The sequence below is a fragment of the Flavobacterium sp. FG68 genome, assembly GCF_057808895.1.
Genome location: NZ_JBMDIY010000046.1, coordinates 26,045 through 48,890 on the forward strand (window position 1 = coordinate 26,045; position 22,846 = coordinate 48,890).

General features: G+C 35.1%; 21 protein-coding genes and 1 riboswitch. Of the genes, 6 read left to right on the forward strand and 15 right to left on the reverse strand.

Going from position 1 to position 22,846, the window contains the following annotated elements; genetic code table 11:
* Positions 1-37 precede the first annotated feature (37 nt).
* On the forward strand, positions 38-1,546 hold the full coding sequence (locus ACODSB_RS22055) for an amidase (RefSeq protein ID WP_488938601.1): 1,509 nt from the start codon (positions 38-40) through the stop codon (positions 1,544-1,546).
* 111 nt (positions 1,547-1,657) lie between these two features.
* On the opposite strand, the gene ACODSB_RS22060 is transcribed toward ACODSB_RS22055, so the two are convergent.
* Both ACODSB_RS22060 and ACODSB_RS22065 read right to left on the reverse strand, forming a co-directional pair.
* Positions 1,658-2,236 (reverse strand): Crp/Fnr family transcriptional regulator, encoded by a 579-nt coding sequence (locus ACODSB_RS22060; protein WP_488938602.1) that lies wholly within the window; start codon positions 2,234-2,236, stop codon positions 1,658-1,660.
* A 149-nt stretch (positions 2,237-2,385) separates the two neighbouring features.
* Positions 2,386-2,820 (reverse strand): winged helix-turn-helix transcriptional regulator, encoded by a 435-nt coding sequence (locus tag ACODSB_RS22065; RefSeq protein WP_488938603.1) that lies wholly within the window; start codon positions 2,818-2,820, stop codon positions 2,386-2,388.
* A gap of 112 nt (positions 2,821-2,932) precedes the next feature.
* On the opposite strand from ACODSB_RS22065, the gene ACODSB_RS22070 reads away from it, so the two are divergent.
* Both ACODSB_RS22070 and ACODSB_RS22075 read left to right on the forward strand, forming a co-directional pair.
* Positions 2,933-3,679, forward strand: a complete 747-nt coding sequence (locus ACODSB_RS22070) for an SDR family oxidoreductase (RefSeq protein ID WP_488938604.1) — start codon at positions 2,933-2,935, stop codon at positions 3,677-3,679.
* A 13-nt stretch (positions 3,680-3,692) separates the two neighbouring features.
* Positions 3,693-4,640, forward strand: a complete 948-nt coding sequence (locus tag ACODSB_RS22075) for a polysaccharide deacetylase family protein (protein ID WP_488938605.1) — start codon at positions 3,693-3,695, stop codon at positions 4,638-4,640.
* 272 nt (positions 4,641-4,912) lie between these two features.
* On the opposite strand, the gene ACODSB_RS22080 is transcribed toward ACODSB_RS22075, so the two are convergent.
* From ACODSB_RS22080 to ACODSB_RS22115, 8 genes are all read right to left on the reverse strand, one after another.
* Positions 4,913-5,683 (reverse strand): SDR family oxidoreductase, encoded by a 771-nt coding sequence (locus tag ACODSB_RS22080; RefSeq protein WP_488938606.1) that lies wholly within the window; start codon positions 5,681-5,683, stop codon positions 4,913-4,915.
* 106 nt (positions 5,684-5,789) lie between these two features.
* Positions 5,790-6,827 (reverse strand): YncE family protein, encoded by a 1,038-nt coding sequence (locus ACODSB_RS22085; protein ID WP_488938607.1) that lies wholly within the window; start codon positions 6,825-6,827, stop codon positions 5,790-5,792.
* Between the two features lie 4 nt (positions 6,828-6,831).
* Entirely contained in the window at positions 6,832-7,503 is a 672-nt protein-coding gene (locus ACODSB_RS22090) for a peroxiredoxin-like family protein (protein ID WP_488938608.1), read from the reverse strand.
* Between the two features lie 23 nt (positions 7,504-7,526).
* Complete coding sequence (locus ACODSB_RS22095; RefSeq protein ID WP_488938609.1) at positions 7,527-8,075, reverse strand: carboxymuconolactone decarboxylase family protein; 549 nt, start codon at positions 8,073-8,075, stop codon at positions 7,527-7,529.
* 123 nt (positions 8,076-8,198) lie between these two features.
* Positions 8,199-8,789 carry a Crp/Fnr family transcriptional regulator gene (locus ACODSB_RS22100; RefSeq protein ID WP_488938610.1) on the reverse strand — a complete coding sequence of 197 codons (591 nt, stop codon included), beginning with the start codon at positions 8,787-8,789 and terminating at the stop codon, positions 8,199-8,201.
* A 744-nt stretch (positions 8,790-9,533) separates the two neighbouring features.
* Positions 9,534-9,800 (reverse strand): hypothetical protein, encoded by a 267-nt coding sequence (locus ACODSB_RS22105; protein ID WP_488938611.1) that lies wholly within the window; start codon positions 9,798-9,800, stop codon positions 9,534-9,536.
* Positions 9,797-13,105, reverse strand: coding sequence for an ABC transporter permease/M1 family aminopeptidase (locus tag ACODSB_RS22110; protein ID WP_488938612.1), 3,309 nt, complete (start codon positions 13,103-13,105; stop codon positions 9,797-9,799). Before ACODSB_RS22110 ends, ACODSB_RS22105 begins: the two co-directional genes overlap by 4 nt.
* A gap of 63 nt (positions 13,106-13,168) precedes the next feature.
* Positions 13,169-14,056: an ABC transporter ATP-binding protein gene (locus ACODSB_RS22115; RefSeq protein WP_488938613.1), complete on the reverse strand. Its 888-nt coding sequence runs from the start codon at positions 14,054-14,056 to the stop codon at positions 13,169-13,171.
* A gap of 204 nt (positions 14,057-14,260) precedes the next feature.
* On the opposite strand from ACODSB_RS22115, the gene ACODSB_RS22120 reads away from it, so the two are divergent.
* Both ACODSB_RS22120 and ACODSB_RS22125 read left to right on the forward strand, forming a co-directional pair.
* Positions 14,261-15,091 carry a sensor histidine kinase gene (locus ACODSB_RS22120; protein WP_488938614.1) on the forward strand — a complete coding sequence of 277 codons (831 nt, stop codon included), beginning with the start codon at positions 14,261-14,263 and terminating at the stop codon, positions 15,089-15,091.
* Positions 15,091-15,795 carry a LytR/AlgR family response regulator transcription factor gene (locus ACODSB_RS22125; protein ID WP_488938615.1) on the forward strand — a complete coding sequence of 235 codons (705 nt, stop codon included), beginning with the start codon at positions 15,091-15,093 and terminating at the stop codon, positions 15,793-15,795. The genes ACODSB_RS22120 and ACODSB_RS22125 overlap by 1 nt, the downstream gene beginning before the upstream one ends.
* On the opposite strand, the gene ACODSB_RS22130 is transcribed toward ACODSB_RS22125, so the two are convergent.
* Both ACODSB_RS22130 and ACODSB_RS22135 read right to left on the reverse strand, forming a co-directional pair.
* The gene (locus ACODSB_RS22130; protein WP_488938616.1) at positions 15,790-16,494 is read right to left on the reverse strand and encodes a LytR/AlgR family response regulator transcription factor; all 705 of its coding nucleotides are present in this window, start codon (positions 16,492-16,494) and stop codon (positions 15,790-15,792) included. The genes ACODSB_RS22125 and ACODSB_RS22130 overlap by 6 nt on opposite strands.
* The gene (locus ACODSB_RS22135; protein ID WP_488938617.1) at positions 16,491-17,612 is read right to left on the reverse strand and encodes a sensor histidine kinase; all 1,122 of its coding nucleotides are present in this window, start codon (positions 17,610-17,612) and stop codon (positions 16,491-16,493) included. The genes ACODSB_RS22130 and ACODSB_RS22135 overlap by 4 nt, the downstream gene beginning before the upstream one ends.
* 216 nt (positions 17,613-17,828) lie before the next feature.
* Between ACODSB_RS22135 and ACODSB_RS22140 the strand changes: the two genes are divergently transcribed.
* Positions 17,829-19,088: a S41 family peptidase gene (locus ACODSB_RS22140; protein ID WP_488938618.1), complete on the forward strand. Its 1,260-nt coding sequence runs from the start codon at positions 17,829-17,831 to the stop codon at positions 19,086-19,088.
* A gap of 284 nt (positions 19,089-19,372) precedes the next feature.
* Here ACODSB_RS22140 and chrA read toward each other — a convergent pair whose 3' ends face one another.
* From chrA to ACODSB_RS22155, 3 genes are all read right to left on the reverse strand, one after another.
* Entirely contained in the window at positions 19,373-20,503 is a 1,131-nt protein-coding gene (chrA, locus tag ACODSB_RS22145; RefSeq protein ID WP_488938621.1) for a chromate efflux transporter, read from the reverse strand.
* The gene (locus tag ACODSB_RS22150) at positions 20,496-20,930 is read right to left on the reverse strand and encodes a DoxX family protein (RefSeq protein WP_488938619.1); all 435 of its coding nucleotides are present in this window, start codon (positions 20,928-20,930) and stop codon (positions 20,496-20,498) included. The genes chrA and ACODSB_RS22150 overlap by 8 nt, the downstream gene beginning before the upstream one ends.
* A 137-nt stretch (positions 20,931-21,067) precedes the next feature.
* On the reverse strand, positions 21,068-22,378 hold the full coding sequence (locus tag ACODSB_RS22155; RefSeq protein WP_488938620.1) for a voltage-gated chloride channel family protein: 1,311 nt from the start codon (positions 22,376-22,378) through the stop codon (positions 21,068-21,070).
* Between the two features lie 30 nt (positions 22,379-22,408).
* Positions 22,409-22,475, reverse strand: a riboswitch (Fluoride riboswitch).
* Positions 22,476-22,846 lie beyond the last annotated feature (371 nt).

A 22,846-nucleotide genomic window follows, 5' to 3' on the forward strand; every position in this document is an offset into this window, starting at 1 on the left:
GATGATTGTGACAATTGTCACAAAAAATTAGCGTCATATGACTTTGTGGTTAAATGCCCTTTTTTCCAACTTTGTTAAAGCAATAAATAGTAATTGCCATTTAATAAAAGATAAAAATATGGACACAAAAATCAATGACAAAGTGCCGATCTACTTTCAGGATGCAACAGCCTTAGCAAAAATGATCCGTAATAAAGAAGTTTCTCCTGTTGAAGTATTGCAGGTTCATTTAGATCGAATTGAGAAATACAACCCATCAATTAATGCAATAGTGACTATTGCTGACACCGCAATGAAAGCAGCCAAAGCCGCCGAGATAGCAGTAATGAGAGGGGAGAAATTAGGACCTCTGCATGGTGTACCTTTTACAGTAAAGGATTCCATTGATACCGCAAAAATATTAACCCAAAGAGGTTCCCCAATCTTTAAAGGACGTGTTCCCGATACCGATGCAACCAGCGTGGCAAGAATGAAGGCGGCAGGTGGAATTTTACTTGCCAAGACCAATCTTCCAGAGTTTTCATATTGGATAGAAAGTGATAACCTGCTTAGCGGAAGATCCAATAATCCTTGGGATCTCACCCGAACACCTGGCGGTTCAAGTGGTGGAGAATCAGCAGCTATTGCAGCGGGCATGTCTCCCATTGGATTGGGTACTGATCTTGCCATATCTGTAAGGGGGCCTGCTGCTCAAACGGGAATTGTTTCACTTAAAGCTACTCATGGCAGTGTTCCGATGACGGGCATATGGCCACGTGTACCGCGTCGATTCTGGCATGTGGGACCTATGGCAAGAAGTATACGTGATTTGTCCCTCGCTTTTTCAGTATTATCAGGACCTGATGGGCATGATGCATTTTCAACCAGCAGAGTTCAATTTGATGCTGGAATAGGAAATGTCCCAAGCAGACCGTTAAGAATTGGTTGGATGGTCGGTCCGGGTTTTGGTCCAGTGGATCCCGAAGTTACTTCAGTTGTTGAATCAGCTGCCAATGCCTTAAAAAATCTTGGTCATCACGTAGAAGCAGTTCAAATACTGGCCCTTGAAAAGGACTTTGCATTAGATGTTTTTAATCGTCTTCATGTTATGGAGATGAAAGAGGCATTCAGAGAAGCCACAGTAGGTAGAAGTGATGATGAGATTTATAAAATGGCCAAGACAATGCTTTCACTTCCCGATACTTCAATGAGTGATTTTATTGAAGCTGAACAGGCGGCAGAAAGGATTAGGGATGGGTTTGCAGAATATTTCCATCAGTATGATCTGCTTCTTACACACGTGCTGCCCATTCCTGCCCACAAGCATGGCGTAGAAGAATTTACAATTAACGGACAAAAAGTGGATGCAACTTATTTACAGGGCGCTACAGTCCCATTAAATGTTACCGGTTTACCGGGAATTTCGATGAGATTTGGTACAAGTAAAGAAGGTTTACCAATTAATGTTCAGATTGTAGGAAGCTGGCAGGCAGAATCAACAATGTTGTACGCTGCCTCGCAGCTTGAAGGTGCTGGTTCTTTCAGCAATTTCCATCCCAATCTGTGATTAAAAATTATTTAATCTTCCTTCTATGGCTTATCCATCAATTAGTAGAAGTGGAGTTTTTCTAAAGCAGTAAAAATTGATAAGACCTTGCAGTAAGCTACAAGGTCTTTATTACTTTTTCGTGTAGTCTTTCCTGACTCTACTGAGTGTTTCCCGAGACATTCCAAGGTAAGAAGCAACCATATGCAGGGGGACTTTATTAAAAACATTGGGATAGGTTTTTTGGAATTCAACATATTTTTCCTCCGCTGAATTACTGATCAGTGAATAGATACGTTGCTGACTGGTTTCATAGGCTCTCGCTGAAAGCCTTTCCTGAAAGCTTTTCAGATTGGGTAATTGCAAAAGAAGTTCTTCCCATTCTTCTTTCTTCCACATAATAATGTGACTGGGTGCCAGCGCTTCGATATTATAAAAAGATGGTGTATTGTTGTTATAACTTTCCTGATCTGTCATCCACCAATTCTCAACCCCGAAACGCATGGTATGGTCAATGCCATCATTTCCAAAGCGATATAATCTAAAACAACCTTTGGCAATGAAGCAATTCATTTTCCAGATTTCACCATCATGAAGAATAGACTGTGATTTTCGTAAAGATTTTTCAATAGAAGCTTTGCGAATAGAATTCAATTCTTCATCAGATATATCAATCCAAGTTCGCAAATATTTTTCGAAAATTTCAAACATAATAATTCAAATTTAGTAGGTTCTTAGGTTAATTATTGTATCTCTATAATACCTTTTAAAATAATTATTATTGCTATTAAAACAGGTATAAAGTATTGTTAGCCATGCTCTTTGCTAATACTTAATATTAGCACTGTAAAAATTGGGGATTATCCATTAGTCGGCTCAGGGCTTTTGGAAATATTTTTTCTAAGTCTATCCTGATAACTTCTTATAGTACCCGCCTTATTTTTTTTTAATTCCTTTAATAAATTGATATTGCCAGGCGGATTATATTTTGAGCCCCAAATGGTTAATTCCATTATTAAAGGAACTAATTCAATACCTTTTTCAGTCATACTATAAGTAAACTTTGATTTTTTATCCTCACCAACCTGCTTATTTAAAAACCCATTGGTTTCTAACATATATAATCTGTCTGCAAGAATGTTTGTTGCTATTTTTTCTTTAGATGATGCGAATTCTCCATAGGTAGATTTATCGGCAAATATAATATCCCTTAGTATTAATAGTGCCCATTTATCTCCTATAAAATCAAGAGAAAAGCTAATGGGGCAGTCCGAGCGTAATTTGATTTCTTTCATGAATAAAAAAATTTATAAAAACACTTGCAAATTAAAAGTGAAAATATTTACCTTTACACTTGCAAATCGAAAGCGAAATTACAAATTTATTTAAACATTAAAAAAAGAAATTATGAACATTACAGACAAAACAGTTCTCGTAACAGGTGGTGGCTCCGGAATTGGGTATGCAACTTCAAAATTACTAAGCGAAAAAGGTAATAAAGTAATTATAGTTGGGCGCAATGCAGAAAAACTGGAAAAAGCAGCAAAGGAATTAAAGGTTGATTATCTAGTATGTGATGTGACCGATAATGATGCTATTATAAACCTTGTCACAACGCTAGAAACTAATTATAGTAATTTAAGCGTATTAATTAACAATGCCGGTGTTGGCTTTGTTTATAAGCTAAGTGAAGGAGCAAATGCAGTCGAGAAAGCAAGACAGGAATTTGAGATCAATTATTTTGCGCCGATTCGACTTACGGAAGCTTTATTGCCTTTGTTTAAAAAACAACCTGATGCAGCCATCGTAAATATTACTTCTAATGTAGCGTTTCATCCGCTAGTGGTTTTACCAACCTATTCAGATGCTAAAACAGCTTTGCACTCCCATTCTGTAGCATTACGCTTAACCTTATCTTCCAATACAAATATTAAAGTTTTTGAGGTAATGCCGTCATTGATCAACACTGATGCAACTAAGGAAATGGGGGGTGAGCAACATGGTTTACCACCATTGGTCGTAGCCGAAGAAATTTATAACGGTATTAAAGAAGATCGTTATAATATTTATGTTGGAGAAGCTGGCAGGCAATATGCAGATTATTTTAAAGATCCAGAAGCAGCCATTGCAAAATTTAACGAAGGACTTTACTAAAAGGAATATTGTTATGACCGACAGAAGAAATTTTATTAAGCAAGCAGGCCTGCTGTCAGTGGCAGGTATCGTTGGAGCGAATCAAAATATATTTGCCGAAAATCAATATAAAACCTTTATCCCGGCACCATCAAAATGGGCAGATGGATCAAGATTGGTGGTCTCTGTTACTATGCTGTTTGAGGCTGGTGGCCAACCGGATAACGCACCTAGCCCATTTCCACCTAACATGCTGCCAGGTTACAAAGACTTGCCGGCCAGCAGTTGGTACGAATATGGGTTTAAAGAAGGTATACCCCGGATGCTGGATAACTGGGACAAATTAGGTATAAAGGTAACATCCCATATGGTAGGTTCTGCTGTTTTAAAAAATCCAGCATTGGCAAAAGAAATCGTAGATCGCGGACATGAAGCCGCGGCGCATGGGTTGGATTGGAAAACGCAGTACAACATGTCTTACGATGAGGAAAAAAAATTCATCAAAGACGGAGCGGATGCAATAAAGAAAGCAACAGGAAAGCCCCCTGTTGGCTACAATGCTAACTTTCTGAGGCGTAGTGTAAATACTTTAGAGATCTTGCAAGAACTTGGTTTTACTTACCATATCGATGACCTTAGCAGAGACGAACCGTTTCTAATCAAAGTAAAGCAAAAAGATTTTGCGGTTGTGCCCTATACTATACGTTGTAATGATATGGGCCTAATTGAAATGCGTAATTTTTCGGCGGATCAATTTGTGACTCAGGTCAAGATGGAATTTGACCAACTTTATGCCGAGGCTGCTACCAAGCGCCGTATGCTCTCCATCGCATTTCACGACCGCATAAGTGGCACTCCGCAGATGGTTAACGCTGCCCATGAATTAATTAGCTACATGCAAAAGCATCCTGGCGTCTCATTTAAACGAAAAGATGAGATTGCAGAGATGACGCTTAAAGATCCTACAAGTATTCGGGAATGAAGTTTAACGACATTTCATACAATGCATCGATAAAATATGGAGTCGATCTCGTGGCAAGCAAAATATGTATCTGCTTAAGGATATTGGAGTTAAAGTTAAGGATGCAGAAATGCACCCTTAATTATTTTAGAGAATCTTGTTTTAGATGTGCAGGTGATTTTTAAAATTCGCCTTAGTTTTTTTGGCAGAAAATGTTTCAAGACCAATTCATTAAAGAAAAAATCTTAGAAAATTTATCTTAACAATCTGGATAACCATGCCGTAATTTACTATTACAAAGCATTTGCTGTTATCCCTCCATCTACAACAATGTTTTGTCCAGTTATGTACGAGGACGCTGGCATGGCCAAAAAAGCAATTACAGCTGCCATTTCTTTTGGTTTAGCGACTCTTTTTAATGGTGTTCTTGAGATCACCTGCGCTATTTTCTCTTCATCATGAAGTAGGTTTTCGGTTAGTGGAGTTTCGGTAAACCAAGGAGAAACTGCATTGACCCTAATACCCTCAGATGCCCATTCTACCGCTAAATTTCTAGTCAATTGCAGCAGTCCGGCTTTTGAAATCCCATAAGGAGAACCTGTTTTAGCATCTAAAATACCAGCAACTGACGCAACATTGATAATAGAAGGGTAGGAGGACTTTAGTAAGAGCGGATGTAAAGCTTTATTCATCATAAAAGGAGCCTTAATATTGGTGTCCAATATAAATTGATATTCTTGGTCCGTGTATTCTATCGTTGGTTTTCTAAGGTTAGTACCTGCATTATTAACAAAAACGTCTAGTCTTCCCCATATTAACTCAAGATGTTTCTTGACTTTTTCAACAGCTTCGGTACTGGTTACATCAGCAATAATGCCTTGTATATTTTTATATTTTAAACTTAGTTCAGTTTCCAGTTTTTCAATCTCCTGTCTGTTACGAGCAGTAAATATTACGTTTGCTCCTAATTCTAAAAATAGTTCTACTGTAGCTTTTCCAATTCCTTTACTGCCACCGGTAACCAGAACATTATAATTTTTTAAAGTGAACATATTTGCATTCATCTTTTATTAATTTAAATCGTTAAAGACATTTTATCTGTTCAATTACAGACTTATTTTCAATACAATCCACAAAGCAGGCATCAAATGCCTGCCTTGTGGACAAATTTTATTTAAGCAAATCTGCTAATGGGACATTAACTATTTTAAAGGGTAAGACAGGAGGTGTATTTATTTTTCCGTCTTTATCATCTATAATGTGATTTAGCTGGCTGTTAACCGTGTAAAGCTTACCGTTGCGAATGGCTGAAGCTGTTGGCCTGTCATACACACTTTGATACTTATCTCTGATTTGAAGGGAAGCAGTTGAATAATCTTTATTGAAAGCTGCTGTAAAAATAGCACCTGCGCTGGAATATACGTTTACCATTAAAAGCTGTCCTTTGTAAAAAAACATGCCGTCTGAGCCTGAAAATGAACTTGCTGCCTGATCGTTTTTAAGTTTTATTGAAGACACTTTTTTATTGGATAAATCCACTCTTACCAATGTTCCGCCGCCTTTTATTGTTCTGTTCATTACAGATGCAATAAGGTATTTGTTATCTGGTGTAATGGTCAGTCCATTCAATCCAAACGGCTGGTCAGCAGTGGGATTTTTGAGTAGTTCATCTGTTACAAATACATCGGCATTAGTTGATTCAAATGCAGCGGACCAAATTTTTGGACCAAAAGTATCTGAAGCATAAACCCTGCCATTTGGATCCATTGTAACTTCATTAAAAAACGCGCCTTCGATGAATTTTTCCGGAATTGTTTTTAATAATTTGCCTGTTGTGTAGTCAAAAACCTTGAACTGGCTTCCGGGATTACCGCTTTCTGTCTTGAAATTAAAGTTGGCAACCCAAAGCCTGTTGTTTTTAGTATCAAGATGTAAACCAACGGCTATTACCATTCCGTTTTCTCCAGGTTTACTAAAATTTGAAACTTTATTGTCTTTGTCAATTCGCTGAATTGAACCATCACCAAAACCACCTACTAACAGATCATTATTGGGTAAGGTAATGATCCCTTCAGGAAAGACTGAGCTGCCATCCAACGCAATATAATTTACATCCTTGTCTTTTTGATTTGCCTGACTATATATTTCGTTTAAAAATAATAGGGATAAAAACAAACTTAATACTATATATGTTTTACTATTTTTCATGTGATTATTTTTTTAAGTTTTTGATAAAGTTTACTGTATCGATAGGTTCTGGACGAAAACGATAGTCAGGATCTACATAAACATCCAGGATTTTACCATCTTGGCCTATTACAAATCGGGCAGGAATGGGCAGCTCCCAGGCAGAACCTTCATTGATTTGCTGTATATTATTATTGAATCTGTTCTGATATAAATCTTTCAGGTACTGTGGAAACTCGTACACCAGACCAAATGCCTTTCCTGTTTTGTTATCATCATCTACAAGTAAGCTGTATTCTAAATGAAGTTCGTCTGCTTGTTTTTGCGTTTTTGTAAAACTCTGTGGCGACAATACCACAAGACTAGCTTCATTTGCCTTAAATTCTGGATAAAAGTGATTTAACGCTTTTATTTCTTCTACACAATACGGGCACCAGCTTCCTCTGTAAAAGCTGACTATTAAAGGCCCTTTTTTCAACAATTCAGTCGAAGAAATGATTTCTGAATGTTGATTTTTAAGATTAAATCCGGGAGCCAGATCTCCTTTTTTTAGAACTTTATTTAATGCTCCTGACTCACGAAGAAATTCAATGTGTCTTTCCATCGTTTCATTTTCAGCGGCCGTTAATTTAGAACCCCAAAAATCTCTATGTTTTTTTAAACGCGTTTCAAGGTAAAAGTTTTCGCTATTTTCCATGTCTATTATAGGTTTAAGGTTAATTATAGTTGATCAGCTACAGGGAAGTCAATTTCAAGTTCCGTTAGGTTATGGATGTAGTTGCTGATGATTTTATCGCCGACTACCATAATCACATCAATCATATTGGATTCGGTATAACCGGCTTCGAAGAATTCGGTAACTGCTTTTTGGGTTGCTTTACCACGATTTTCCACAACAGATGAGGTGAATCTTGCCAAAGCATCTAATTTCTTGTCAAATAAAGCGTTACCGCTTCGGATTTCTAAAATTTCATCATCCGTAAAACCATTCATTTTACCTAAAACCGTATGTGCAGACTGGCAATACAGACATCCGTTAATTTGGCTGGTAACCAGATTAACAACTTCTCTTTCTTTTGATTTTAAAGTACTCTTGCGATTTTGAAGTACCAGGTAGTCTCCTAAAGCTGTATCGTTTTTACCAAAGTAGGCATATAGGTTAGGAACAAAGCCAAGGCTCTTTTGAAGATTGTCAAAAATACTTTGATTATTTGGCGTGACCTGGTCACGTGTAGGAACTGCGAAAGTTCTGTTTGCTTTTGTATTCATATACTTTGTAATAATTGTTTGTCATTATTGACATTACAAAGTTGCGGCAAAGGATGCCCTGATTACAATCAACTAGATTAGTAAATAAACAGAAACTGTAGTAACAAAAAAAGTGAAACTAGATTAACTTTTTTTTGAAACCCTTGTATTTCTAAGCTTTGACAGGTATTGGGTTGTCATACCTAAAAAAGACGCCAATGCATATTGAGGAACACGAGCTACTATTGAGGGGTATTTATCTTCAAATTCCTGATATCTTTCTTCGGCAGTTTTGGTAAGATTACTGATTAGCCTTCTTTGCATTCCGGCAAACGAACGTTCTGCCATAATTCTGAAAAATGTTTCAAATTTGTGGTTACTAAGCTTTAATTTCTGTTCGCTTTCAAAATCAATCTGTAGGATGACACTATCTTCCATGGCCATGACAAACATCGAGGCCGGTTTTTGAAATATGTAACCGTTATAATCTGAAATCCACCAGTCTTCAACCGCGAATTGGATAGTGTGCTCTTCGCCTTCATCTGCTACAACATAGGCTCTGAATGAACCCTGAACCACAAAATTTCGATATTTAGGGACAAAATCAGGCTGTATAATAAATTGTCTTTTCTTTACTTTAGTTATTTTGAAGCAGGATACAAATTCCTGCACTTCAGTTTCACTGAGCGAAATTCTATTAATGATATGATCTGAGAGCGATTGAAATTGATCCATGAGAGATTTTGAGAAAACGTTATAAGAAACTAACAATTACAAGATAGTTATATAAATTCAGTTTACAATTTAATAAATACAGCTAACCAAACTTTCTAATTCTTTAGCAAAAATAAAAAAAAGATGAAATTAAATTCAATTGATTTTTTAAGGTGTTTCAATCTGAATTTAAAAATTACTTCCGCTGGCAAAAAAAATAACCTTTTAGAAGCGAGCACTGAATGTTGGACTTAAAAAAATATTAATCTCTAAAAGTTTCGAACCTAAACTCGCCAAACCTTGCTTTTGCTGGATTTCTTGTTTTCAAAAACACCATGTGCCACGATTCTGCCAAAAAACTCTGCAAGATTAATTTTTGAATTATTTGTAGAACATATATGTGTTACACCGTGTCTTAAAACCTTAATAACGACTTACGGAAATATTCTCAAAAAAAAGGGATCCATGCTAGTGTGAAACTCTAATTTGCTCTAATGTGTAGTGCTCGAATCCTTTCAAGTTATCGCACTTTGAATTTAAAATTTCTGTTATATTTATTAGAATGTTAATTTTTTTTATCAACTATTTCCTGACTTTTAGGTCTTTAAAAAAGGAAACAAAAACAAAAAAGTTATGAAGGTATTGATTAATAATTCTATAAATAAAAAACGGCGTCAATTGTCTTCAATTGACGCCATTTGGCTTTGTAGTGACCCATAAAGGACAGATTACAAACCATTTTATGGAGGATTTGAAGAGATTGGCTTACTGGATGTAGCGTCTGTCTTTGAAGGGCTTTATGAATTTGGTTTGGATGTCCTGTTGGGGATTGATGAAAAATTTATCTAGTTTTTTGATATGAGTAATAATATTCGAGCCATGTTCTTTACACTTTGGCAATGTGGTGTTTTTAATTTTTACAATACTTGCCTGAAACGCACAGGCAAGTATTGTAATGAAAATAATTCCAGTTGAAATTTTAACCATTATTATTAATTTTTTTTCTATAAAGATTTGATAAATTTCATTCATTTACCGGTAAATTTGATATTACTGTCGAATTTCGTTTTTTCAAACAAACTATACACTTTATGGCGCAAAGAAACGGGTGTGACTTCAATAAAGTAAGTCAGCAGTTCTTTTGTTGTTGGGTAATTAGGAGTTTTTGATTTTAATTTTCCGTTAGAATTGTTCCAATCACGAATAAACCTTTTTAAAGCAAGATTCACCTTTTCTTCCCCAATATAATTTTGAAGAGCGTACATAACCAATATTCCTTTTGCATTGAATATATAATCTTGTTTTTCAACTAATTCTAAAGGAACTTCTTGTTTGTCGTATCTTTTCTTTGCCTGCAGATAAACGTCTTGTTCTTTTTTTAAAAGCTGCTTTATTTTTTCTTTGGAATATTTCTTTTTCATCACCATTAAAGCAGCATATTGGGACAGGGTTTCCAAAATCATATTTTTTCCTTGAACATTTGCCGCCTGCAGCTGCATTCCCCACCATTGGTGTGCTAATTCATGGGCTGTTGTGTAGAGTATAATATCGACATCTGATTGGTCATCAATATTGAGCATAAACTCATTGGATTCAGAAAATGGTATTGCTCCGGAGAAAGACTCTGCTTGCTGGGTGTAATTAGGAGTTTCTATGATACGCATATTCCTGTGTTGATACGGGCCATAATTCGCAGAAAAATAATCAAAAGATAATTTGACAGCCTGGGTCATTCTGTCCACGTTATATTGATGTCCTTTTTGATAATAGATTTCTAAATCTACCGGAGTTACCAAACGATCATTTTTAGCAGACCATCTGCTCTTGGAAACTTCATAATCTGCTGATATTATCGCATACTGATTTACTATTGGTTTATCGGTTTTATAATGGAAATAGGAACGATTACCTACTGTCAATCTCTTTTGTAAAGTGCCTGAAGAAATAGCTTTTTGACTTTTGTCTGTCCCAATAGTAACTTCAAAATTGATTAAATCGGCGCTGCCTCCATTACCTGCATAAGTTAATTCTGTTTTATCATTTCTTTTGGCCATTCCTTTTGCAGGCGGCAGTTCAAATTCTGCCCTAATTCTAGTATCATCAAGCTCATATTCTCTGCTGTAGCCCAAAGTTGGAAACGCTTTATTTGTCAAGAATGTACCATTTTGAAGGACACTGTTATTAGAATCATTTTCTTTAAAACCTTTAGTTGTATACCTCTGTTTAAATTTCATTTTAACAGCTTCACCTGCCTTTAATGGTTTTTTTAAGGTGTAGATATAAAAGCTGTATTGGTTATATTGTTTATCTGCAGAAGTTTCTCGCTCAAAACTGACTTCTTCTAAATTAATTTCTGATGCTATCGGTTTTTGTAAATAGATTTTATAAATAGGTTTTTTTAAGGTATTGGTAAGTATGTAATATCCTTCAAGGATATAATCTCTGGTTTTTGGATACAGCTCAACTTGCAGCTTAACACCGGTAATTTTAGGCTGAGGCAGATATTCAAACCTTTTGAGCGTTTTTTCATAATCTGCCCTAAATTCTAATTTATCATTGGTACTTTCATATTTGTTCAGGATATTGGTATTGTAGAAAATATAACTTCCTAGTAAAGCAAATACCAGTAATAATGACAATACAAATTGGAGCATGGGTTTTGTTAATCGCTGCATACCGAACTTGATACGTTTTTTTAAACTGGTTTCGGTGCCCCTGATAGAGAGAATAGAGGCGAGGGTTAACAAGAGAATGCCAAATACAATCCAATATGCCTTAATCCACAAATAGGATACTAGAAAGTGACCGTAACCATTCATATCTGAATAGGAATCCAAACCACTCCCGCCAAATTTGTAAAGATCGTGCTCGAAACCAAAGAATTCCGAAACAGTATTTAGGATAACAAAAAACATTACTAAAATAAAGCCTGTGAATTTATTATTTGTCAGCGCCTGAAAGAAAAAAGATATAAAGGTGTACAAAACCAGAAAAGGAAAAAACTCAATAAAAAAGCCATAGAAATAAACATCCAGTTCATAGTGATACCAGCCATTTGCCGTTTGAAAGGTAATTCCAAATATAATTAGTGAGAGTATCAATACGATATAAATCAATAAAAGGCCCAGGAATTTACTCAGCAGGCTTATAATACCTGATATGGATGTTGCGTCATAGATTAAATCCAGCTTAATTTCTCTTTCTTTCCAAATGAGCTCGCCAGAATAGAAGATCAGTATTAATGCAAAAAAATACAGCGATAATTCTTTTAATTCTTTTATAACAAGATAGGTTTTAGGATAACTGGCAGCATCATATGCAATATTCAGATTAATAGAGTTTATTAAAATGATAATCAATGCACAGATGATAATAGCCCAGAACGATACCTGCTTACAAATGGATATAAAATAAAACCATGTAAGTTGTAATAGCTGAATACATTGTGATTTAAAATTATACTTTATTAATACTAACGGTATTTTGAGATTCTCGTTAGCGGCAGTATTTAAATCATGGATAGTATTTATTTTTTTCTCTTTAGTTTTTTTGTTTTTTGCTGTACTAAAATTAAAGTTGAAGTACCCTACTATTAAAATAAGCATCCCTAGAAAAATCCAGAATAATTTATTGTATAGAAGCACACCACTAAAAGGAACAAGTGTTGAATTGCGTTCTGCCGTTGTAAACAAGGCATTCATATCAGTGAGCGTTGTCAGGGAAAAAGGATCTAAAAGAGCTTGCAGGAAATCGTTTTTTATAGATTTTGTCAATAGAAAGGGAACAAAAATAAGTACTCCCTGTGTATAGACTACCATTAAGTTTCTGCTTAAAGCGCCACTAATAAAAAACAATGCCGATCCAAAAAACAGCATGGGCAGCACTACAATTATAAAGGGCTGCAGATAAGCTAAAAAGTTAAAAGGCATTAAATTTTCCGGATAACGCCAAGGCATAAATTCCCCAAGGGTAAATCCTAATAAAAGCCCTGTAAATACAAACAATAATACTGCAAAAGAGCCTAGAAACCGGCCTAATAAATAATCCCGCTTTTGGATTGGATTAACAAATAATAGAGATTCTATATTGTATTGATAGTCCCGCAATACTGAAACACCCATAACCAAAGAAGCCACCATCATTAAAATTGCGGTAACAGCAGCCATTGCTTTTGCTATAACTATAGGAGCATTTGTTTTTACGGAACCCATATCAATCCCTTGAAAGACAAAGTCCACACCCGCAAGGGAAAAGAAGAATATAAAAATAAAAAAGATATAGGTGTCAGGGCGTTTTTTTCTGTATTGGATTTCGAATTTAAATATGTCGTACCACATGGTTAATCGTTAATTTTAATGGATTAGAATAGAAAATTTTACTTGATTAAGTATTCAGGAGAATTAAAGTTTCTTTTTAGAAGTGGCAAGAATCTGCGAAAAGTACACATCTTCTAAACCAGCATTTACTGAAATAAAACCATTTTCCGGATTGCTTTCACTTATGACATGAATTATAGGTTTTCCAAGAAATAATTTTTCTGCAATTACTTTGTATTCTTTCTTATACTCTTCCAATTCATTTTTATGAATTGTTTTTTGATATATTTTTCCTTCAGTCTGGTTTATTAGTTCTAAAGGATTCCCTTTAAGAAGTACTTCTCCCTTATTGATGATGGCCATGCTCGTGCATAATTCCTTTACATCATCCACGATATGTGTGGATAGTATTACCACTGTGTTTTCACTAAGCTCGCTTAAGATGTTATAAAACCGGTTTCTTTCAACAGGATCGAGCCCGGCAGTGGGCTCATCAACAATAAGTAATTTTGGGTTATTGAGTAATGCCTGCGCGATGCCAAAGCGCTGTTTCATTCCGCCGGAAAATCCGCTGAGGTTTTGGTTTTTTACCTCATATAGATTAGTCTTATGCAAAAGTGCATTCACTATTTCGCGGCGTTCCTTCTGCTTTGTAATTCCTTTTAATACCGCTAAGTGGTGCAGGAGAACTTCAGCGGAAATTTTAGGGTACAAACCAAATTGCTGGGGCAGGTATCCCAATACTTTTCTTAGTTGATGTTGCTGCGTAAGGACATCGATATCTCCAAGTTTCACGCTGCCGGAGTCTGCCTCTTGCAATGTGGCGATTGTTCTCATTAAAGTTGATTTTCCTGCGCCATTGGGACCCAAAAGGCCAAACATGCCTACCGGAATATCCAGCGTTATGTTTTGCAGTGCTTTTACACCATTAGAATAGGTTTTGGAGAGATTGGAAATACTAAGACTGTTCATTTGTTTGAATTTAAATTTTAAACAAACCTATTTTCTTAGCTGGTATCAAGAAAGTAAATGTGATGAACCAGTCTGTTTTGTGACACAAATATACTTGGTGCCCATAAAGTGCTTTTATCACTTATTTCTGTCCGTTGGAAGGTCTCTATGGATTGTTTACCAACTTATTTTATCAATAATTTTTATTAATTTACATTTGTGATTATGATTTTAACAGCTAACAATAACAAGAGGAATATCATCGGGGCGATTGCTTTAGTTTTAGCAGCAGTCCCAATAGTGGCAATATTTTTTATAGTAATTACCTCGAATAAGGATTCTGTAGTGCTTTTTGAAAACTATAGTCCAAAAGTCAGCATTCCGATTATCAGTTTTTATTTTCTGCTCTATCTGGCATTATTTTGCTTTGGCATTTATTGGCTGGTAAAACAAATTTTGTTTATTGTTAAATTAAAAAACGAAAACGGGAAAATGGAACTGCTGCATCTGCAGAATCAGGTAAATCCCCATTTCTTTTTTAATATGCTCAATAATTTGTACGGCTGGGTGGCAAAGGACCAGAAAAAAGCACAGGAGTTAATTTTGAAACTTTCAGATATGATGCGTTATAGTATTTATGAAGGCCAGAAAGATTTTGTTACGATAGGAGAAGAAATTGCCTATTTAAAAAACTACATCGACTTGCATACTTTACGTTATCACAAAAAGATAAACGTAAATTTTGAAACTACTGTGGAGGATGATCAGCTTAAAATAATTCCTTTACTTTATATAATGCTTTTGGAGAATGCATTTAAACATGGTGTCGAAAATTTAAGAGAAAATGCATTTGTTACTATTAAACTTAGTTCAAATAATAATACTATATCTTTTAAAGTAGAGAATAACTATGATACGGATTTAGTAAGTCAGTCATCTGGTATCGGTATTAAGAATTTGAAAAGAAGATTAGAATTGGCTTATCCAAAAAAACATGAGTTTTTAGTTTCAAAAAATAATACTACATACAAAGCACTTTTAATTTTAAAATTATAATGATCAGGTATTTAATTATAGATGATGAACACATAGCGCATACTATTATTGAGGAGTATTGTAATATGCTTCCCAATATGCAGTTAAAAAAGAATTGTTATGATGCCTTAGAGGCTCTGGATTATTTAAGAGATCATACTGTAGATTTAATTTTCTTAGATCTAAATATGCCCAAATTAAAAGGATTTGATTTTTTAAAAACACTGGCATCTCCTCCCAAAATTATTGTTATGACAGCTTACCAGGAGTACGCAATTGAAGGTTATGAACTTAATATTATTGACTACCTCTTAAAGCCATTTGGTTTTGAACGCTTTTTAAAAGCTATAAACAAAATTTCCAGTTTGACTTCTAAAGGAAGTATTAATCCTGTGGAGGATGAATATTCAAGAAGCATTTTTTTACGTGCAGATAAAAAACACATACAGATTTTTATCGGTATGATCTTATATGTAGAAGCATCAGGAAACTATGTTAAAGTAATTACCAAAAATGACAATGCAATACTTGTTAGAGAAAAACTCTCTGATTTGATGGAATTACTGCCTAAAAATGATTTTATGCAGGTACATAAATCCTTTGCTGTTGCCATTAAACATATTAAAAGTGTGGAAGGAAACAGGATCAAAATCAGTGATTTTACAATTCCTATCGGGAAACTGTATAAGATGAATGTAAATGGGTTATTAAATTCAAAATTATAAAAGCATCATAATGTTTTCTTTATAAGTTTGTCCAATAGGCACTTTGTATTTATCAATTAATATCCTGTTGCCTTCAATCTGTTTAATTTTATCTTTTGCAGCAATAAAAGATTTATGGGTTCTTATAAAATTAAATTTTGGAAGAAGCTGTTCAAAATCTGAAATTTTCTGATGACTTATAATCATGTCATTTTTTAGATATACTTTACAATAATGTCCATAAGCTTCTATAAACAGTAAATCGTCAAAATGAATTTGATGATGCTTTTTATCACCCCTTAAAAAAAAGCTATTTGTTTTTGGCTCTGCTTGGTTTGCCGGCAGTGCTGTTATACTTTTTTTATTTTGAGAATTATCTATTGTTTTGTTAATTGCTTTTATGAAACGCTCAAAGCTAAAGGGCTTCAGTAGATAATCAGAGACATTAAGTTCATAACCTTCTAAAGCAAATTCTTTATAGGCTGAGGTCACTATTATTTTAGGTGGATTGGGTAATGTTTTTAAAAAATCGAAGCCGGATAATTTAGGCATATTGATATCTAAAAATAACAAGTCGACTGCATTTTCATTTAAGAATTCTATAGCTTCAAAGGCATTATAGCAATTTCCTTTCTTTTTCAAATGCGTCAAGTTTTCGCAATAGTTTTCAATAATACGATGTGCAATAGGTTCATCATCTATAATTAAATAGTATATCATGTCATTTCTATTTTTAGCTGTAATTTATAAATAGAATCTGTAATGTCAATTTTCATTTGGTGTTTATTAGGATATAATAGTTTCAAACGCTGTTTTAAATTGTTTAATCCAATACCGGGAGTTTGAGATTCCCGCGCTTCAAAGTTATTCTCAATATCAAAACAGATTAGGCCATTATCAGTTTTTATATTAATGTGAATATAAGCATCTTCCGTTAAACGCTCTACTCCATGCTTAAAAGCATTTTCTAAGGGAATAATAAATAGTAACGGCGCAATTTTGTATTCAGCTCTCCCCTCATGATTAAAAGAAATATCGACACTTTTTTGATATCGTATTTTATGTAAATCAATGTAATTCTTTAAATATTCTATCTCATCCTTTATTGGTATGATATCTTCTTTTCCCATATAAATGGTATAGCGCATTATGTCAGATAATTTTAAGACGACGTTAGGAGCATCATCAGATTTTTCTATTATTAAACCATATAGATTATTTAAAGTATTGAAAAAAAAGTGCGGATTGATCTGGCTTTTGAGTAGGGATAACTCTGCTTTGGCTTTTTTGGACTCAATTGTTTTGAGCCATTTCCATTGCTGATAAAACCATATGAAAAGTAACATAAAAAAGGGAAGCGTCAGGATTATTTTAATCTCTTTTTCCTGCTGAAAATAATTATTTACATCTTTGGTATAAACCCTTATATAATAGAAATAGCCTAAGGCCAGAACATAAAAACCGATTAGAATCAAGCCATGCTTCTTAAAATAGGAGGATGCTATAATGGAGAAAAAAGATAATCCAACACCAGCTAATCCTACAAATGTTATTGGATTATCAATTATTTTCGAATTCATATCGTTTACAATGATTGCCAGAAAAATGACAATCAAGACAAGTAACTTTAAACTAGTGGCTTTATGCTGTTTTAAAAATGAAAAATAATGGATAGGCAGTGAGATTATCAGCCAGCTAAAAATGAAACTCAATGTGTTGGACAATAGTGCGGTATTATCTATGTAAATAAAATGAAAATGTAACAAAACAGCCGCCATTATCCTTTGGATCACCAATCCATAGATAAAAGCTTTGTACTTTTTAAGAAATTCAGTCATGAGTCAAAATTAACAAAAATTGACTTTTTTCCTCTACAATGTGCATCAATTCACTTAAATGAAACATAAACGCTAATATTTTCGACTTCAACTAGATTTGATTATACAAATTAATTGTATGTGCTAACTATTTAAAGGTTCATGAAAGAAGTTTTAAACCATTTTAGTTTACAGATAGGTTTGCTGTAAATTATAAATATTTAAAAATAAAACATTATGAAAAACTATTTTAAAATGATCCTTCTGACACTATTTTTAATTGTACAAAACGCAATGGCACAAGACAGTAAACGGCTATTGGATACAAAAGAGAAAAAGGCCATTGTATCGGCAATAAAAACTCATATTGAAAAATCTTATATCGATCTAGATTTGTCAAAAAGAATGACAATTGAACTGGATAAAAATTTAAAATCTAATAAATATAAAGAAGTTGCGAGTCCTGATGAGTTCTCTAAAATACTGACCGAAGATTTACAGCAAATTAGCAAAGATTTGCATCTAAAAGTTCGATTTGAACCCGAGCATATTGCCAAGGAAAAGAATGTTATTTCTCAGGAAGCGCAATTAGAAATGGAGAAAAGAATGGCTTTGCAAATGGCCGAAATTAATTACGGATTTAAAGAGGTAAAAATATTGGACGGAAATATTGGCTATTTAAATTTAAACCAATTTGCAGATGTAAAATATGCAGAAGAAACAGCTGCAGCTGCAATGAATTTTTTAAGCAATACTAATGCAGTCATTATCGATCTGCGTGCTAATGGAGGCGGTGTTCCCAGTATGATGCAGTTATTATCGAGTTACTTCTTTGATGAAAAACCTGTTTTATTAAGTGATTTTTATGAACGAGAAACCAATGAAAAAACGCAGCTGTATTCGTTTGAAAATATAAACGGAAAACGAAGTGCAGACAAGCCGCTTTATATTCTAACCAGTAAGCATACTTTTTCGGCGGCAGAAGCATTTACTTACACATTAAAACATTTGGACAGGGCAACAGTAGTAGGAGAAATCACTAAAGGCGGCGCTAATAGAACAAAACGAATTAATATAGATAACGAATTCACAATATCAGTGCCTTATTTACAACCGATTAATCCGGTTACAAAAACTAACTGGGAAGCAAAAGGTGTTCAGCCTGACATAAAAACTGATGAAAAAGACGCTTTTGTGTATGCTTATGTAGATGCTGTTAAAAAAACATTCAAAAGAAATAAAAATACTGTTTTAAACAAAATTGGCTACGCGTTTTTACAAGATAAACAAATTGATAATGGGCTCATTGTATTTCAGGAGAATGTAAAATTATTTCCCAATGACTCGAATTGCTGGGACAGTTTGGGAGAAGCTTATTTTGCAGATCATGATAAAGAAAAAGCATTGCAGGCCTATAGAAAAGCTCTAGAATTAGATCCGGGTTCAAAATCGGCAAAAGCAATGATTCAAAAATTAGAAAGCAATGAATTAAGATAAAAACGGACATAGCACTGTGGTGCTCTAACTCCTATTATTACTGGTTTCCGGGGCATGGGAAGAAGTATTGAAATTGCAAAATAAAGCCTCTAAGATAATTATCTTAAAGGCTTTCCTATATTAGTATCAAGTGAGAGTGCCGGGTAATAGTAATTAGTAATTTTATAATTGTGATAACTAAAAACTCTTCTGCCACTATTTAACAGCAGAATATGACAGTAAACCAGGAGCCTGCTCAGGTGTAGAGTTTAGATCATTTATCCTGCTTATTTAATTTTCAAAATTTAGACAAAAGTCAGCAGATATCCCGTTATAGAACCAGCTAAAACTATAAAAGCGCTGTTGATTTTCTTGTATTTAAATAGTATGGCAATGCTTAATAAAGCAATTAAGACAGTGCGCCAGCCGGCAATAGTTTCGCTTCCCATTTCCAGACAAATGGAAATTATAATGGCTATGGATGCCGCATTTACAGCATCTAAGAATGCAGAAAACAATTGAGAATGCCGCATTTTTTTTACCAGCGGGTTTAGTAATGCCACAAAAACAAAAGAGGGTAAGAAAATGGCAATGGTTGAAAATAAAGCTCCTGAAAAACCATTAATCTGGCAGCCGATAAAAGTTACTGCTGAGAAAACCGGACCGGGTGTAAACTGACCGACAGCTATCGCATCAATTAATTGTGTTCTGGACAAAAGCCCCGCAGCAACTAATTCAGCATCGAGAAAAGCGAAAAGCACATAACCGCTTCCATACAAAATGGCACCAATTTTTAAGAAAATCAAGAATAAATTCCAGTTTAATGCCGAGAAGAAACGATGATCCGAAATTTGAAAAAGCGCCAGAGGAATAAAGGAATGAAGGTTATTATTCTTCTCGAGCTTGAAATAATAAAGCAGCACGGCCAGCACTCCGGCACCAAACATCAAAAATATTTCGTTGAATTTCAGCAGTGAAAGAAGCAAAACTGCAGCCGCGATAATTCCCAGCTGGATTGTTTTTATGGATTTTTTTGCCAGTGGAAAAACCGCAGACAATATAACGGCAATAATAGCGGGCTTTATGCCGTATATAAAAGGTTTAACTTCTGGAATCTGACCGTATTCTTTATACAGCCAGGCGAAAAATCCTGTAATGATTACCGCGGGAAAAATAAAGCAGATTCCCGCAGTAATCAGGCCTTTCCAGCCTGCTTTTTCATGTCCGATATGAATTGCCATTTCGGTGCTGTTTGGGCCGGGTATTAAATTTGTTGCGCCGATTAAGTCCAGAAAGTGCTGCTGGGTGAGCCATTTTCTTTTTTCAACTACTTCTTGCTGCATCATGGCGATATGAGCTGCAGGACCGCCAAAACCAATTGCTCCAAGCTTGAGAAAAAGTTTTGCAATCTCTTTTAAAGGAGTTTTGTTATTCATCATAGAACCATCTTTTGTCTAGGGACCATGAGCCTGAGCCTTTTATTAAAAGAAAAATACTGCCTAAAAGCATGGCCCAGTCGGTTCTGCTCTCGTGAAGCATTTTCCAGAAGCCTTTATCTATTAAAATTTCCGTTTTTGTTATGGCTATGGCAGAAATCATAATGATGATTAACGGAATACTGGCAGCCCTTACAAATAGACCTAGTAAAACCAGAATGCCGCAGATAATTTCAAAGCATCCTGTAAAATTCGCTAAAAACTCAGGGGCGGGCAGTCCAATTTTCGCAAAGCGGCCGGCACCTAAGGTTTCAGGGAATAGAAATTTCTGGATGCCTTCGGAAAGAAATACGGCTCCTGTCATGAGCCTGATCAGTATGGTAGTTTTGGAATTATCAGTGTTGAATATTTTAGATTTAATTTTCATGCAGTTTAAAATTTAAAGACAAGGTTCGTAATTGTTATAAAGAGGATCAAGAAAACTTTAAAGAGCTGGATTTTTATATTAATTTGTTTTATGGAATAAAGATATTACTGTTTTGCGTTTTTTTTAGATTCATCCTTTTATAATTGATTAATTTTTTTTCCACAATAACTTTCAAAACGAGAATTTTTAGGTTCTCCAACCACTTGTCTGCTATAGATACTATTGTGACCGGAGAGCAGATAGGAAACCACACAGGCAATAGCGGCATAAATACCGCATTCTGCCCCGAAGAGTTCAATTGCCATTAAAATGCAGGCCAGGGGTGTATTGGCAGCACCTGCAAAAACGGCTGTAAATCCCATTGCGGCCAAAAGACCGGTAGGCAGTGGGATAAAGAGCGATAAAGCACTCCCCAGGGCAGCACCGATGAAAAATAAAGGGGTCACTTCTCCGCCTTTAAAACCGGCTGAAAGGGTGAGAATTGTAAATGCCATTTTTAAAGCAAAATCATAGAATGGAAGCTGGTGGTCAAAGGATGCCACGATTGTGGGAATTCCTAAACCTATATATTTTGTGGTGCCCATTACAAATACAGCTGCCCAAACAATTATACCGCCAATAAAGGGGCGAAGGGGAGCATAGGTGATTTTGCTTTTAAAAACAGCCGAAACATAATGTATGGTTTTGCTGAATGAAGCCGCGCACAAGCCAAATGCAATACCTGCTAAAATGCTGTAAATAATAGGAAGTGCTGCGATATGGGGAATGATATCGATATGGTAATGGGTGTGTTTAACCTGCCAGAGACTGGTAACTAAATCGGCAAGAATTGCTGATGCAAATGCCGGAAAGATGACGTCGTATTTTATTTTGCCGATTAAAAATACTTCTAAGCCAAATACAGCCCCTGCCAGCGGGGTGCCGAAAATGGAGCCAAAACCTGCTGCTATGGCTGAGATCAGCAATATTTTACGTTCGCTCGGATTGAGCTTAAAGGGCTTTGTAAACTGATCTGCAATAGCTCCTGCCATTTGCAATGCTGTTCCCTCACGGCCAGCCGAACCGCCAAAAAAATGGGTTGTAATGGTTCCCATATAGACAAATGGAGCCATTCTAAAGGGAATAATTTCCTTGGGATCGTGGATGCTGTCTATAAGCAGATTATTTCCGGCTTCAATGTCTTTGCCTAAATAATGATAAAGCAGCCCAATCAGTAAACCTCCAATAGGCAAAAGTGCAATCAGCCATAAATGATTTTCCCTGAAATTAGTTGCCCAGTCAAGAGATATTAAAAATCCTGCAGAAGCGGATCCTATACAAATACCTAATATTAAACAGATAAAAAACCATTTAATAATATAGGGGACTGCCGGGAATTTTCTTAAAAATAGATTGAAACGAATTTGAGTTTTTTTACCTGCTGATTTCTTTTGCTTACGATTAGTCATAATTATCCTGATTAAATGTACAATACATTACTATAATCAGGCGTCATCAGCTCTTACAAGCGGTTGGGTTAGGAAGAACACCATTTCCTATTGAGATGTAAAATTAAACTTTATTTTTATTGCAGCAAAGTTTTGGGTGTTTTTTTGAATACAATTTTTTAAATACCCTTGTTGAGTTAAAAAACTTCTTCGTCTTTATTTGAATCAGCAAAAATATAGGACGTAAGAATTCGATGCATTTGCTTTTTTTATAAAGATTTTTGAGATGCCCAAAAATGAGCCAGGCTATTTGGCAGCTTTACTAATTTGCAGGGGTAAATTGAAAACCCTAAATTTGTGATATGACAAAACTCATCAACCTTAAAATCTTTACCCGTTTTTTTCATTCCTCTTCCGCCGGTGGTATTGTTCTACTGGATGTGCTAACTTAGCATGGAGTTCTAGTTAAGAACTAAATCTTAACTTTAG

Excerpts from the sequence above, each read along its gene's own strand:
- ACODSB_RS22055 (WP_488938601.1), top strand. The coding sequence starts at position 38 with ATGACTTTGTGGTTAAATGCCCTTTTTTCCAACTTTGTTAAAGCAATA.
- ACODSB_RS22060 (WP_488938602.1), bottom strand. The coding sequence starts at position 2,236 with ATGTTTGAAATTTTCGAAAAATATTTGCGAACTTGGATTGATATATCT.
- ACODSB_RS22065 (WP_488938603.1), bottom strand. The coding sequence starts at position 2,820 with ATGAAAGAAATCAAATTACGCTCGGACTGCCCCATTAGCTTTTCTCTT.
- ACODSB_RS22070 (WP_488938604.1), top strand. The coding sequence starts at position 2,933 with ATGAACATTACAGACAAAACAGTTCTCGTAACAGGTGGTGGCTCCGGA.
- ACODSB_RS22075 (WP_488938605.1), top strand. The coding sequence starts at position 3,693 with ATGACCGACAGAAGAAATTTTATTAAGCAAGCAGGCCTGCTGTCAGTG.
- ACODSB_RS22080 (WP_488938606.1), bottom strand. The coding sequence starts at position 5,683 with ATGAATGCAAATATGTTCACTTTAAAAAATTATAATGTTCTGGTTACC.
- ACODSB_RS22085 (WP_488938607.1), bottom strand. The coding sequence starts at position 6,827 with ATGAAAAATAGTAAAACATATATAGTATTAAGTTTGTTTTTATCCCTA.
- ACODSB_RS22090 (WP_488938608.1), bottom strand. The coding sequence starts at position 7,503 with ATGGAAAATAGCGAAAACTTTTACCTTGAAACGCGTTTAAAAAAACAT.
- ACODSB_RS22095 (WP_488938609.1), bottom strand. The coding sequence starts at position 8,075 with ATGAATACAAAAGCAAACAGAACTTTCGCAGTTCCTACACGTGACCAG.
- ACODSB_RS22100 (WP_488938610.1), bottom strand. The coding sequence starts at position 8,789 with ATGGATCAATTTCAATCGCTCTCAGATCATATCATTAATAGAATTTCG.
- ACODSB_RS22105 (WP_488938611.1), bottom strand. The coding sequence starts at position 9,800 with ATGAATGAAATTTATCAAATCTTTATAGAAAAAAAATTAATAATAATG.
- ACODSB_RS22110 (WP_488938612.1), bottom strand. The coding sequence starts at position 13,105 with ATGTGGTACGACATATTTAAATTCGAAATCCAATACAGAAAAAAACGC.
- ACODSB_RS22115 (WP_488938613.1), bottom strand. The coding sequence starts at position 14,056 with ATGAACAGTCTTAGTATTTCCAATCTCTCCAAAACCTATTCTAATGGT.
- ACODSB_RS22120 (WP_488938614.1), top strand. The coding sequence starts at position 14,261 with ATGATTTTAACAGCTAACAATAACAAGAGGAATATCATCGGGGCGATT.
- ACODSB_RS22125 (WP_488938615.1), top strand. The coding sequence starts at position 15,091 with ATGATCAGGTATTTAATTATAGATGATGAACACATAGCGCATACTATT.
- ACODSB_RS22130 (WP_488938616.1), bottom strand. The coding sequence starts at position 16,494 with ATGATATACTATTTAATTATAGATGATGAACCTATTGCACATCGTATT.
- ACODSB_RS22135 (WP_488938617.1), bottom strand. The coding sequence starts at position 17,612 with ATGACTGAATTTCTTAAAAAGTACAAAGCTTTTATCTATGGATTGGTG.
- ACODSB_RS22140 (WP_488938618.1), top strand. The coding sequence starts at position 17,829 with ATGAAAAACTATTTTAAAATGATCCTTCTGACACTATTTTTAATTGTA.
- chrA (WP_488938621.1), bottom strand. The coding sequence starts at position 20,503 with ATGAATAACAAAACTCCTTTAAAAGAGATTGCAAAACTTTTTCTCAAG.
- ACODSB_RS22150 (WP_488938619.1), bottom strand. The coding sequence starts at position 20,930 with ATGAAAATTAAATCTAAAATATTCAACACTGATAATTCCAAAACTACC.
- ACODSB_RS22155 (WP_488938620.1), bottom strand. The coding sequence starts at position 22,378 with ATGACTAATCGTAAGCAAAAGAAATCAGCAGGTAAAAAAACTCAAATT.